The organism is Clostridioides sp. ES-W-0016-02 (assembly GCF_020641035.1).
GTDB lineage: Bacteria > Bacillota > Clostridia > Peptostreptococcales > Peptostreptococcaceae > Clostridioides.
Genome location: NZ_CP061361.1, coordinates 3060112 through 3073307, shown reverse-complemented (window position 1 = coordinate 3073307; position 13196 = coordinate 3060112). Strand labels below are relative to the sequence as shown.

Annotated in this window: 10 protein-coding genes and 1 pseudogene; 4 read left to right on the top strand and 7 right to left on the bottom strand. The window is 30.7% G+C overall.

The window, feature by feature from the left end; genetic code table 11:
• The first annotated feature begins 371 nt into the window (after nt 1–371).
• Together nifJ and IC758_RS14530 are read left to right on the top strand one after the other, a co-directional pair.
• Nucleotides 372–3911 carry a pyruvate:ferredoxin (flavodoxin) oxidoreductase gene (gene nifJ, locus IC758_RS14535; protein ID WP_227432386.1) on the top strand — a complete coding sequence of 1180 codons (3540 nt, stop codon included), beginning with the start codon at nt 372–374 and terminating at the stop codon, nt 3909–3911.
• Nucleotides 3912–4195: 284 nt separating this feature from the next.
• Nucleotides 4196–4552: a hypothetical protein gene (locus tag IC758_RS14530; protein ID WP_227432387.1), complete on the top strand. Its 357-nt coding sequence runs from the start codon at nt 4196–4198 to the stop codon at nt 4550–4552.
• A gap of 239 nt (nt 4553–4791) precedes the next feature.
• Here IC758_RS14530 and IC758_RS14525 read toward each other — a convergent pair whose 3' ends face one another.
• The 6 genes from IC758_RS14525 to IC758_RS14500 all read right to left on the bottom strand — a co-directional run bounded on the left by IC758_RS14525 (nt 4792) and on the right by IC758_RS14500 (nt 10932).
• Nucleotides 4792–5742, bottom strand: coding sequence for a CAP domain-containing protein (locus IC758_RS14525; RefSeq protein WP_227432388.1), 951 nt, complete (start codon nt 5740–5742; stop codon nt 4792–4794).
• A gap of 409 nt (nt 5743–6151) precedes the next feature.
• Nucleotides 6152–7486 carry a GntP family permease gene (locus IC758_RS14520; RefSeq protein ID WP_227432389.1) on the bottom strand — a complete coding sequence of 445 codons (1335 nt, stop codon included), beginning with the start codon at nt 7484–7486 and terminating at the stop codon, nt 6152–6154.
• Nucleotides 7487–7549: 63 nt separating this feature from the next.
• Nucleotides 7550–8326, bottom strand: a complete 777-nt coding sequence (locus tag IC758_RS14515) for a 3-hydroxybutyrate dehydrogenase (protein ID WP_227432390.1) — start codon at nt 8324–8326, stop codon at nt 7550–7552.
• A gap of 97 nt (nt 8327–8423) precedes the next feature.
• Nucleotides 8424–9089, bottom strand: a complete 666-nt coding sequence (locus IC758_RS14510) for a 3-oxoacid CoA-transferase subunit B (protein WP_227432391.1) — start codon at nt 9087–9089, stop codon at nt 8424–8426.
• Complete coding sequence (locus IC758_RS14505) at nt 9089–9745, bottom strand: CoA transferase subunit A (protein ID WP_227432392.1); 657 nt, start codon at nt 9743–9745, stop codon at nt 9089–9091. The genes IC758_RS14510 and IC758_RS14505 overlap by 1 nt, the downstream gene beginning before the upstream one ends.
• 8 nt (nt 9746–9753) lie before the next feature.
• Entirely contained in the window at nt 9754–10932 is a 1179-nt protein-coding gene (locus IC758_RS14500) for an acetyl-CoA C-acetyltransferase (RefSeq protein WP_227432393.1), read from the bottom strand.
• 352 nt (nt 10933–11284) lie between these two features.
• Here IC758_RS14500 and IC758_RS14495 point away from each other — a divergent pair, with 352 nt between their 5' ends.
• Entirely contained in the window at nt 11285–12187 is a 903-nt protein-coding gene (locus IC758_RS14495; RefSeq protein ID WP_227432394.1) for a LysR family transcriptional regulator, read from the top strand.
• Nucleotides 12188–12663: 476 nt separating this feature from the next.
• Here the strand turns inward: IC758_RS14495 and IC758_RS14490 are convergent, their stop codons facing one another.
• Nucleotides 12664–12858, bottom strand: a complete 195-nt coding sequence (locus tag IC758_RS14490; protein ID WP_227432395.1) for an ABC transporter permease subunit — start codon at nt 12856–12858, stop codon at nt 12664–12666.
• Between the two features lie 133 nt (nt 12859–12991).
• On the opposite strand from IC758_RS14490, the pseudogene IC758_RS14485 reads away from it, so the two are divergent.
• Nucleotides 12992–13132: pseudogene (locus tag IC758_RS14485) on the top strand (oligopeptide/dipeptide ABC transporter ATP-binding protein); the annotation flags it as partial.
• Nucleotides 13133–13196 lie beyond the last annotated feature (64 nt).

Sequence of the window (13196 nt, the reverse complement as noted above, 5' to 3'; positions counted from 1 at the left end):
AAAATATGATATAATATGGTAAAATTAGATATATAAAATTTATATATGATAAAGAAGGCTCTTTTACTCCTAATACCAATATATGCAAATAGATAAAAAAGTTTGAAAAATCTAACTTAATTTATTATATATTGTATACAAAATTATGAAAAAAACTTAACATATTTAATTTAAAAAAAAATCTACTTAAATATGTAATTAATTTACAATTTTCAAAGGAATTTTATCAAATCTGTAGTATTATATTAGAAGATAGAGTATTTGCGCGACTATGTGTGTTTATATTTTTGTTGTGTAAATTATATGTAAATATAAAAAAATAGACTTGTTATAAACAAGTACAATTGTAGCTATCAAGGAGGATACATATTATGGCTAAGTTTATGAAAACACTTGATGGGAATACAGCTGCAGCTCACGTTGCCTATGCATTTACAGATGTAGCAGCTATATACCCAATCACACCATCTTCAACTATGGCTGAAGTAGTTGATGAATGGGCGTCACAAGGAAGAAAAAATATATTTGGACAAAAAGTTAATGTTGTTGAAATGCAATCAGAAGCAGGAGCAGCAGGAGCATTCCACGGTTCTTTACAAGGTGGAGCTTTAACTTCTACTTTTACAGCATCTCAAGGTTTATTATTAATGATACCTAACATGTATAAAGTTGCAGGGGAGTTATTACCAGGAGTATTCCATGTAAGTGCTCGTGCTTTAGCATCTCAAGCTTTATCAATATTTGGGGATCATCAAGACGTTATGGCTGCTAGACAAACTGGATGTGTATTATTAGCTTCTGGTTCAGTTCAAGAAGTAGCTGATATAGCACCTGTTGCACATTTAGCTGCAATAGAAGGTAAATTACCATTTATACATTTCTTTGATGGATTCAGAACTTCACATGAAATCCAAAAAGTGGAATTATTAGAAAATGAAGATTATGCAAGTTTATTAAACTTTGAAGCAGTTCAAGCATTTAGAGATAATGCTTTATCTCCAAATCACCCAGTTACTCGTGGTACTGCTCAAAACCCAGATATATATTTCCAAACTAGAGAAGCTTCTAACAAATACTATCAAAATATAGTAGGTATAGTTGAAAAATACATGGAAAAAATGAGTGATTTAACAGGTAGAAAACATAGTTTATTTGATTACTATGGAGCAGAAGATGCTAAATCTATATTAATTGCTATGGGTTCTGTAACAGAAACAATAGAAGAAACTATAGATTACTTAAATGCTAAGGGAGAAAAATATGGTTTAGTTAAAGTTCATTTATATAGACCATTCTCAATGAAACATTTCTTAGATGCTGTGCCATCTACTGTTGAAAGAATATGTGTACTTGATAGAACTAAAGAGCCAGGTTCAACTGGTGAACCATTATACTTAGATGTACGTGATGTATTCTATGGAAAAGAAAATGCTCCTATGATAATAGGTGGAAGATACGGATTAGGTTCAAAAGATACTACTCCTTCAGATATAAAAACTGTTTTTGATAACTTAGTTTCAGAACAACCTAAGAATGGATTTACAGTAGGTATAGTTGATGATGTAACTAATACTTCTTTAGCTCCATCTGAATCAATTAAAATAGCTTCTAAAGGAACTATAAGATGTAAGTTCTGGGGATTAGGTTCTGACGGTACTGTTGGAGCTAACAAACAAGCTATAAAAATAATCGGTGACCACACTGAAAAATATGCTCAAGCTTACTTTGATTATGACTCTAAAAAATCTGGTGGTATAACTATGTCTCACTTAAGATTTGGTGATACTCCAATAAGAGCTACTTATTTAATAGATGAGGCTGACTATATTGCCTGTCATAAACAATCATATGTTTATCAATATGATTTATTAAAAGGTCTTAAAAAAGGTGGTACATTTGTACTTAACACTATATGGGACCAAGCAGGAATTGAAGAAAACTTACCAGCTCATATGAAACAATATATAGCTAAAAATGATATAAAATTCTATACAGTTAATGCTGTTAAACTAGGACAAGAAATAGGTCTTGGAAATAGAATAAACATGATAATGCAATCTGCATTCTTTAAATTAGCTGAAATAATACCAGAAGAAGATGCTGTTAAATACTTAAAAGATTCTATAGTTAAAGCTTATGGTAAAAAAGGTGAAAAGATAGTTAACATGAACTATGCTGCTGTTGATGCAGGAATAAATGCTTTAGTTAAAGTTGAAGTTCCAGCTTCTTGGGCAAATGCTGTTGATGCAGATAAAGAAGAAGTTAAAGAACCAGAATTTATAAGAAATATATTAAGACCAATGACTGCACAAGAAGGTAATAACTTACCAGTAAGTACATTCAATGGTATAGAAGATGGAACATTCCCTTGTGGTACTTCAGCTTATGAAAAACGTGGTATAGCTGTTGATGTTCCTGAGTGGGTAATGGATAACTGTATCCAATGTAACCAATGTTCTTTTATATGCCCTCATGCATGTATAAGACCAGTTTTAGTTACAGAAGAAGAATTAGCTAATGCTCCAAAAGGATTTGAAGCTAAAAAAGCATTAGGTAAAGGATTAGAAGGATTAAAATATAGAATCCAAGTTAGTCCACTAGATTGTACAGGATGTGGAAACTGTGCTGACATATGTCCAGCTAAAGAAAAAGCTTTAGTTATGAAACCAATAGATACTCAACTTGATACAGAGTTAGATAACTGGGCATTTGCAGTAAATCCTGAAGAGGTAGCTCCAAAAGTTGATGTTATGCCTGCAAACACTGTTAAAGGAAGTCAATTTAGACAACCATTAATGGAATTCTCAGGAGCATGTGCTGGATGTGGAGAAACTGCATACATCAAGTTAGTTACACAATTATATGGAGATAGAATGATGATATCTAATGCTACTGGATGTTCTTCTATATGGGGAGCTTCTGCACCTTCAACTCCTTATACTTGTAACCATGAAGGCAAAGGTCCATCTTGGGCAAACTCTTTATTTGAAGACAATGCTGAATACGGATTTGGTATGTACACAGCTGTTAAACAAATAAGAGGAAAAATAGTAGATGCTATGACAGAATTAGTTTCTATGGATATCTGTGAAGATGCTAAAGCAGTATTTACAGAATGGTTAGATTCTAGAAATGATGGAGAAGCATCTAAAGTAGCAAGTGCTAAAGTTGTTGAATTATTAGAAAAACCAGCTTGTGATTGCACAGATGAAAAAGCTAAAGAATTAGTAAAAGCTATAAGAGATAGAAAAGATTATCTAGTTAAGAGATCTCAATGGATACTAGGTGGAGACGGTTGGGCATATGACATCGGTTACGGTGGATTAGACCATGTTCTTGCATCTGGCGAAAATGTAAATGTACTTGTATTTGATACAGAAGTATATTCAAATACAGGAGGTCAAGCTTCTAAAGCTACTCCAGCTGCTGCTATGGCTAAATTTGCTGCAGCAGGTAAACAATCTAGAAAGAAAGACCTAGGTATGATGGCTATGACTTACGGAAACGTATATGTAGCTCAAGTTGCTATGGGTGCTGATAAAAACCAATTTATCAAAGCTGTTCTAGAAGCTGAAAAACATGATGGACCATCTTTAATAATAGCTTACGCTCCATGTATAAACCATGGATTAAAAGAAGGTATGGGAAGAACTGTAGCTAACGAAGCACAAGCTGTTGCTTGCGGATACTGGCATTTATACAGATTCAATCCAGAAGTAAAAGCTGAAGGTAAAAACCCATTCACTTTAGATTCTAAGGAACCAACTGCAAGCTTCAGAGATTTCATACTTGCACAAGTAAGATACTCTGCTATAGCTAAACAATTCCCAGAAGAAGCTGATGGATTATTTGCAAAAGCTGAAGCTGATGCTAAAGAAAGATACGAAGGATATAAAAAATTAGCTGAATAATAATTAAAATATTATAATGCTTATTTAAGATATGATTTGATAATAATTAGGGATACTATTAAAAAATAGTATCCCTTTTTTATTTATATCAAACTGTGAGAATTAAGATTTTGTTTCGGTATATTGTCTATGTTTTTTAGGAGTATTTTAGGAAGAAATATACCTGTTTTGTTGCGATAAATAATATAATTGTTTCCAAATTCATTTATCATGTCTTTTTCTTCTTTTTTTGCTAATCTATAATATACAATTACTAGTATAGACCACATAATTTTTCAAAACTGATGTTATTATTTCAAAGTTATATAACATCAACAGTTGAATCTTCAATTGATGAATATCTTCATCAACAATTTAATGCTTCAATCCATGAAAAATCTCTTGCAGAAATACTTACTTCACTTTCTACTATTGTTGCAGAACTATTTCAACAAGGAGTGGAAGAAGGCATATTTAAATGTGAATATACTTTAGAAGTATCAGAGATAATTTTATCTGTTTTTACTTTTTTACTTGACCCAGGTATTTTTTATTGGAATAAAGAGGAGAAAAAACGCAAATTAGAAGCATTAAGTTTGATTTTAGAAAGAAGTCTAATGGCACCAAAAGGAAGGTTTAATTTTTTTATAAGGGATTTTTAAATTATTTAATTATTAAATAATATTTATAATATAGGAATTTATATTTTATATTCAAATATAAGTATTCATTTTTGTGATTTAGCTTTGAATCTATCATTTTAAAAGAATCTATATTTAGTATAAAAAATATATTAAAGATAAAACACTATATAATAGTATAGATACAAAAGAGTATCCCATTTAAGATTTTTAAAAATCATCTTGAGATACTCTTTTTGTATATATAGAAAAAGAGTATTTTATCCTACAAAGATTTGTGTCCAGTAAATTGAACCACCACTTTTTTGTGCTACTCCAACACCTATTTTACTGTAATTTGGATTTAATATATTTTTTCTATGACCTTCAGAATTCATCCAAGCATTTACAACTTCTTTTGGTGTTTTTTGTCCCATTGCTATATTTTCACCAGCTGTTTTATAGCTTATCCCAAACTTTTTCAACATGTCAAATGGAGAACCATAAGTTGGAGAATTATGTGCAAAGTAGTTGTTGTCAATCATATCTTGAGATTTTTTTGTAGCGACATTTGATACATCAGCATCAAGAGTAAGTGGATTTAATCCAGCTTTAGATCTCTCTACATTTACTAAATCAACAACTTCTTTTTGGTAAGCTGAAAAATTTCCAGTTGTAGAGCCTGAATTGTTATTATCTTCAGGTTTATTAGATTCTGAGTTATTATTATCTTCAGGCTTATTATTAGAGTCTGAATTGTTGTTGTCCTCAGGTTTATTAGATTCTGAGTTATTATTGTCTTCAGGCTTATTATTAGAGTCTGAATTGTTGTTGTCCTCAGGTTTATTACTATCTTCAGGCTTATTAGTAGAACCTGAATTGTCATTATCTTCAGGCTTAGTAGAGTCTGAGTTATTATTATCCTCAGGTTTATTAGTAGAACCTGAGTTATTGTTGCCATTAGGCTTGTTAGTAATATTACAATTCTTGTCATTGTGATTTTTATCTTTACAAGAATTATCTTTGTCAGGTTTAAGTTCTGGTTTTACAGAACAATTTGGTTTTGCTGAAAACTTAAATTTAGCATTAGTATATACTAAATTTTTATTACTTATATTCATATTATTTTCAAGTGACGAAGCACTTGCAGTAACAGCACTGGAAGCTGTTGCTAAGGTTAACACTCCTAAAGCTAGTATAGTTTTTAATTTTGTTGGTATATTTTTTCTCATTATAAACACCTCTCAATCTAAAAATTCTAAAAATGTTACTAAATTGTAACCTTTAGTGTAGGGGGTACCCGTGCATTTATACTAACATAGAATCAAGTGTTTTTTTACTGTAAAGATATGTAAATAAAATATACCTGGAATAAATAGGTATATTTTATGATGTTTGATAATTTTCATCATTAATCTGCATAGTATGGAATAACTGCTTTAGAAGAAATAGTGTTTTTATAATAATTCTATGATGTAAAATTCTGGTTGTGGTAAATTTTTTTTATAGTTAGTGATATTTATTTAATATATACTTTGAAAATCAGTAAAAAAAGTATCTTTAATTAGATTCTTGAAAATAGAAAAGTCATCTATCATAAATAGATGACTTTTTATATAATAAATTGTAGTTTGATTTAGTTTAATACATTAGTAATCCTAATGTAATTACAATGATTTCTGCTATTAATGAACCAACTGCAACCACAATAAAAGTTTCTTTAAAACCAGTTTTATGTGTTAATTTAGATAAACTCAAGAATGTAAGAAACACACCGCTTTGAGGTACTATTGTTAATATATTTGAAGCAATTGTAGCAACACGATGGATTAACTCTGGGTTCATACCAGTACTTAGATAATAATCTGCAAAGTTCGGCATTACTATTCCCAAAGCCCCAGAAGAGGAGCCTGTTATTGCTGACATTGTTGAAGTTAAAACAGTAAGACTTATAAGTGGACTTCCTGGTATTGACATGATAAGTTTACTGAATATATCAAAGCCTGGTGCAGCCATTATTACAGCTCCAAATGCAACAGCAGAAGATGTTGCAAAAATAGGTCCTATAGAACCACTAGCACCAATACTCAATGTTTGTATTTTTGATGATAAAAATTTACGGAATAGAAAAGCAGATAAAACAATTGCAACTATTAAAGCTATGTAAATTACATTTTTTTTCATAAACTCTGAACCAAAAGTGCTTCCAGATATTGCTATGACTACAAGTGACAATAGAGGAAAAATACTTGCAAAAAATCCTGGTAACTCTCTATCTAAAGATTCTTCTTCTACATCTGAAGTGTAAGTTGCATAAGTTTCTCCTTTCCTAAGACTCTTGTTTAAAGTATATTTCATGTATACTAGACCAAATACAGCACAACCTATACTTCCTGCAATACTTGGTATAGCTGCTGCAGTAAGAGATGTGTTTAGGTACTGAATAGGAATAACATTTTGAATAGCTGGTGTACCAGGAATCATAGTCATAGTAATTGTTGCAATTCCAAGCCAAAGAGGTATCTGAATAAGATTCCAAGAAATATCAAGTTTTTTAAATAGAGTTCTTGCAAGTGGAATAACTGCAAACATAACTACAAATAAACTTATTCCACCATATGTTAATATAAAACTTACTATAAATATAGCCACTAAAACTCTATAAGGGTGATTAGAACCAAATTTATTTAGAATAAAATCAGCTATAGATACAGTAGCTCCACTTTCCTCCATAAACTTGGCAAGTATAGAACCTAACAAGAATATTGCAAAGTAACTCATTATATAGTTTCCAAGTGCTCCCATATAATTATTTTTGTCAGCACCCAGCATTGATGTCACAACATCCATTTTATTTAAGAGAACAACTATCAAAGTTGCTATTGGAGCAGCTATAGTTATATGAATTTCTTTAACTGAAAAATATATAATAGCTATAATACCAATAATTATACCAATTGGTGCGATAATACTCATAAATATCCCTCCTTAGTAGAAGGACCTGAAGAATAAATTCCTCAAGTCCTAAATATGTAATAATTATTGTGCAGTATATCCTCCATCTAGTAGGCAAGCTTGTCCTGTAATTCCTTTAGCCTTATCACTAGCTAAGAACATTGCATAATCAGCAATTTCTTGAACATCTAGTAGACGTTTTTGAGGTACAAGTGGATATAGAACTTCTTCTAATACATTTTCTAGTGGTACATTACGAGTTTTTGATAGGTCATTAAATTGACCTCTAACAAGTGGAGTATCTACATATCCAGGGCATATAGCATTAACTGTTATACCTGAGTCAGCAGCTTCAAGTGCAGCAACTTTTGTTAGACCTATAAGTCCATGTTTAGCTGAATTGTAAGCAGCTTTACCAGCAAATCCAATTACACCATTGATTGAAGCCATGTTTATTATACGACCAAATCCTTGTTTTTTCATTATAGGGAATACTTTTTTAGTAGCTATAAAAGGTGCTGTTAACATTATTTTTATCATAAATTCAAATTTATCAGTTGGGAAATCTTCTATCATAGCAACATGTTGAAGACCAGCATTATTTATTAGTATGTCCAATCTTCCATATTTTTCTATAGTTTTATCTATTGCATGGTTAATTTCTTCTTCTTTAGTTACATCACACTTTACATTTGCACAATCATAACCTTCTTTTTGTAATTCTGATGTAACTTTATCTAGCGCTTCTTGATTTATATCAGAGAATACTACCTTAGAACCATTCTTCAAGAATGATTCAGCTATTTGTTTACCTATTCCACTTGCAGCTCCTGTTACGAATACAACTTTCTCTTTAACCATTTTTATTTCCTCCAATTTAATTTTATTTTTATATTAATTTTTTGTATTAATATTTTACATCTTTTAAATTTATTTTCTGATGTAATTTTGATTAATTTTAAATAATCGATGCCTCTTTATTTAATGAATCTGACAATATTAAAGGTGCTTCAGTAGCAGAAAGAACTTCGTCTAATGTGAAGATAGGATTTATTTCTATAAGAAGGAGTCCATCTGTAGTTACTTCTATAACTCCCATCTCAGTTACAATTAAATCTACAGCATTGGTTGCAGTAAGTGGGAGAGTACAGTTATTTAATATTTTTGCTGAACCTTTTGAAGTGTGTTCCATTGCTACAATGACTTTTTTTGCTCCAGTTACTAAATCCATAGCTCCACCCATCCCAGGAACCATTTTACCTGGAATCATATAATTTGCTATGTTACCATATTTGTCAACTTGGAGTGCTCCAAGAACAGTTATATCTACATGACCTCCTCTAATTATTCCAAAAGAAGTGGCACTATCGAAAAAACAACCTCCATGAAGGATAGTAACTGGCTGACCACCAGCATTTACAATAGTTTCATCACTTGAATTTCCACTTTCAGCTGGTCCTAGACCTAGAAATCCATTTTCAGATTGTAAAATAACGTTTACCTCATCTGGAATATAATTGGCTACTTTGGTTGGTAAGCCTATACCAAGGTTTACAACAGCTCCATCCTTTAATTCCTTAGAGACTCTGTTTGCAATATATTCTTGTATTTCTAATTTATCCATTATAAATTACCTCCTTCAACGATGTAATTCACAAAAATACCTGGTGTAGTAACTTCATTTGGGTCGATATCACCTATTTCAACAATTTTGCCTGCCTCGACTATTGTAATATTAGCAGCTGAAGCCATTAAATTATTAAAGTTATTCATAGAACCTTTGTAAACTAAGTTACCTGCTTTATCTACCTTTGAAGCAAATAAAAGAGCAACATCAGCATGAATTGGTTTTTCAAGAAGATATTCTTTACTATCGACAACAATCTTTTGCTTTCCTTCTTCTATAAGAGTACCAATGCCAGTTGGTGTTAGTATTCCACCTAAGCCATAACCAGCTGCACGAATTTGTTCAGCAAGAGTTCCTTGAGGAACTAATTCAACACATGTTTCATTATCATTCATCTGTCTTCCTGTTTCTTTGTTTAATCCTATGTGAGAGGCAATTATCTTTTTGAACTGCTTATTAACAACCATCTTTCCAACACCCTTGTCAATAAAACCAGTATCATTACAAACTAATGTTAAATCTTTTATACCTTTATCACATAAATAATCAATTAAATTTTCTGGGGAACCATTGGCCATGAATCCACCAACCATTACTGTATCTCCATCTTTGATGTGAGATAGAGCCTCATCAATGCTAACTATTTTATTCATATTTCCTCCTATCGTGAAACTATCATTGCTATTCCTTGACCACCACCAATACAAAGTGTTGCAAGGCCAGTTTCTACTTTACGTTTTTGCATTTCATAAATAAGGGTTACAAGTACTCTAGCTCCACTTGCTCCTATTGGATGTCCTAGTGCTATTGCACCACCATTTACATTTAGTTTAGACGAATCTATTTGAAGTTCATTTTTAACTGCAAGTGCTTGTGCCGCAAATGCTTCATTCGCCTCTATCAAGTCTATATCGTTAATATTAAGACCTACTTTTTCTAGTGCTTTTTTAGTTGCAGGAATAGGACCAGTTCCCATTATTTCAGGTTCTACACCAGATGATGCATATGATTTTATTGTAGCAAGCGGCTTAAGCCCAAGTTCATCTGCTTTTTGTTGACTCATTAGTATCATCATTGCTGCACCATCATTGATTCCTGATGCATTTCCAGCTGTTACAGTACCATCTTTTTTAAAGGCAGGTTTAAGCTTGGATAGTATTTCAGATGTCATGCCTAATTTTGGATATTCGTCTGTATCAATAGTTTTAATTTCTCTATGATTTATTGCAGCTTCTACTGGAACAATTTCGTCTTTAAAACGATTGTTTTTTATAGCTTCTTCAGCTTTATTTTGGCTTTCTAGTGCTATTTTATCTTGCATTTCCCTTGTAATTCTAAATTTATCAGCAACATTTTCGGCAGTAATTCCCATATGATATTGATTGAAAGCATCTATAAGACCATCTGTTAGCATACTATCTACCATAGTAACATTGCCCATTTTACTACCAAAACGAGCAGTAGGAATAATGTAAGGTGATTGACTCATATTTTCAGTACCACCTGCAATTACTACATCATTTTCACCAGCTATAATTGATTGAGCTGCTAGTTGAATACTTTTAAGTCCTGAACCACATAATTTATTTACTGTGTAACTTGGTACAGAACTCGGTATACCTGAGTTTATGGCAATTTGCCTAGCAACATTTTGTCCAAGACCTGCTTGTAGAACATTTCCAATTATCACTTCATCTATCTCAGATAAATCAAGTTTTATACGTGATATAGCTTCCTTAACAGCTACAACTCCAAGTTGAACAGCAGAAGTATTTTTAAATACGCCACCAAAGTTTCCTATAGGTGTTCTTACTGCTGATACAATTACTACATCTTTCATGTTTAATAGTTCCTCCTTGAATGATTATTTGAAATTTTCTGAATAAAAAACTTTGAAGAACACTATAATAAATTACTTATAATACAAGCTTGTTTTTAAGTAGTTTAATTATTTTTATTCCTAATGCCTTAGGTTTTCCTCTTTCTAACTATAGATTACGGCTAAAAATGTGTTTTGTCTAAGTCTAATTTTTTATACAACATATAAGGAAAATTTATAGGATAAAAATTTAGAATATATATATAGGAATATTTTGTTAAAATATTAATGAAATTATTTCGCTTTTCTTATAAAATGTTCTTATAAGAAAAAATATTAATATCAACTATACTTGTAAGAAAGGTGGTTTGAAATGGATATAAAACAGTTAAAATATTTTGTTGAAATAGTGAAATCTGGTTTTAATTTATCAATTGCATCAAAAACTCTTCACATATCTCAACCAGCCTTAAGTCAAATTATAAAAACCTTTGAAGAAAATGAAAATGTATATTTATTTGAGAGATATAAAGGCAGGTTAAATGGCTTAACTCCAGCAGGAGAAAGATTTTATGTAAATGCAGAAAATATTATAAATGAATATAAAAATATGATGGAGGATTTGCGAGAAGATTCTGTTCAGTTTAAAGGGAAAGTTAGAATAGGAATACCACCACTTATACTTGGAATAGCTTTTTCTGATGTAGTTGCACAATTAGTTGCAAACAATCCAGACATAGAATTTGATATAGTAGAGAAGGGGGCATATGATTTAAGTAGAATGCTTATTTTGCAGGAATTAGATTATGCAGTTCTTTTACATCCACATAAAATTGATAGGAGTGTAGTAACAGAACATGTACTTCAAGAAGACGAACTTACAGCATTTTTAAATATAAATCATCATCTCGCAAAGAAAAATAAAATAGATTGGAATGATTTAAATGAAGAACTGCTTGCAATATTTAATCCTACATTTATGATACATCATAAATTAATGCAAAAATTTACTGATGAAAAAGTTAAACTTAAGAGGTATATTATGTCTGGTTCTTGGGATTTCTTGTTGTTGTCAACTACAAACTCTGACTTTATAACTATTTTACCATCACCAGTACACGATTTTTTTGAAAATAGTCAAATTATAGAAAAACCATTTAATGACCCTATCACATGGAAGGTTGTGTTATGTAGACCTAAAAAAGAGCGTTATAGTCATGTAGATGAACATGTATTTAAATTTATTATAGATTTCTTTAGTAAAAAGAATCTATGATTTGTTATTTTAATAACAAATTATAGATAAAATAATTAAGTTCAATTACAATAAACTATTAGTTTTTCAACTACATATTAATTAAGGGAAAATAAATTTTATATAATATATAAATAATTTAGAAGGTTATTAAAGTTACTTAATATATAACTTCATTAAATTCTATAACATATAAAATTTTTATTTTGAAATATATAAAAAGCAGTGAGTGTATTTATACACTCACTGTAAAATATTTTGTATTTTTATTTTAAAGTATTGATATTATCAAGTGTTATTAGAGAACTTTTTACTTATTATAGTTAAACTCATAACTGTTAAGAAGATAAGTAAGCCAGGAAATACAGCTAAATATAACTTATCAAAAATATGTCTTTGAGCATCTTGAAGCATGTTACCCCATGATGCAAGAGGTAACTGTATACCAAGTCCTAAAAAACTAAGTGCAGATTCAGTTAAGATAGCATTTGCAATATTTAATGAACCAGCAACTGTGATAGTTTCTTTATAGAAGCCTTAGGAGCTAGATAAGTATTTAATACAATTAAAACTAAAAAACTTGGAATACTCATAAGCATGTCTACTAATCTCATCAAGAACTGGTCTAGTTTCCCACCAATATAGCCACTAATAACACCTACAGCAGTACCAAATACTATAGAAATAAGCATTGATAAGATACCAACACTAAGTGAAATTCGTCCACCATAAAGTGTTCTAGCAAAGTAATCTCTTCCTAGTTCATCTGTACCAAAAATATGTTTTAACCTAGGTTCTTGAAGTTTAGTAGTAGTATCATAGAGAGATATTCCATCTCCAACAAACCCACCATCTGGATGTAAGTTCTATACAAGATGTCCTTATTGTAAGGAAATATGTAAAATAGAAGTGCCAGCTTTAAAGGAAATCTCAAAAAATCATATGGTTGCATGTCACTTAGTATAGAGGTTTTCAAAACTAAATTTGGCGTATATAATAAGAATAATAGATTAAAGTAAATATTTTATAA

Bases quoted from the DNA above. Each gene is read 5' to 3' on its own strand.
- IC758_RS14525 (WP_227432388.1), bottom strand. From the start codon at position 5,742: ATGAGAAAAAATATACCAACAAAATTAAAAACTATACTAGCTTTAGGA.
- IC758_RS14515 (WP_227432390.1), bottom strand. From the start codon at position 8,326: ATGGTTAAAGAGAAAGTTGTATTCGTAACAGGAGCTGCAAGTGGAATA.
- IC758_RS14505 (WP_227432392.1), bottom strand. From the start codon at position 9,745: ATGAATAAAATAGTTAGCATTGATGAGGCTCTATCTCACATCAAAGAT.
- nifJ (WP_227432386.1), top strand. From the start codon at position 372: ATGGCTAAGTTTATGAAAACACTTGATGGGAATACAGCTGCAGCTCAC.
- IC758_RS14510 (WP_227432391.1), bottom strand. From the start codon at position 9,089: ATGGATAAATTAGAAATACAAGAATATATTGCAAACAGAGTCTCTAAG.
- IC758_RS14500 (WP_227432393.1), bottom strand. From the start codon at position 10,932: ATGAAAGATGTAGTAATTGTATCAGCAGTAAGAACACCTATAGGAAAC.
- IC758_RS14490 (WP_227432395.1), bottom strand. From the start codon at position 12,858: ATGCTTATTTCTATAGTATTTGGTACTGCTGTAGGTGTTATTAGTGGC.
- IC758_RS14495 (WP_227432394.1), top strand. From the start codon at position 11,285: ATGGATATAAAACAGTTAAAATATTTTGTTGAAATAGTGAAATCTGGT.
- IC758_RS14530 (WP_227432387.1), top strand. From the start codon at position 4,196: ATGTTATTATTTCAAAGTTATATAACATCAACAGTTGAATCTTCAATT.
- IC758_RS14520 (WP_227432389.1), bottom strand. From the start codon at position 7,486: ATGAGTATTATCGCACCAATTGGTATAATTATTGGTATTATAGCTATT.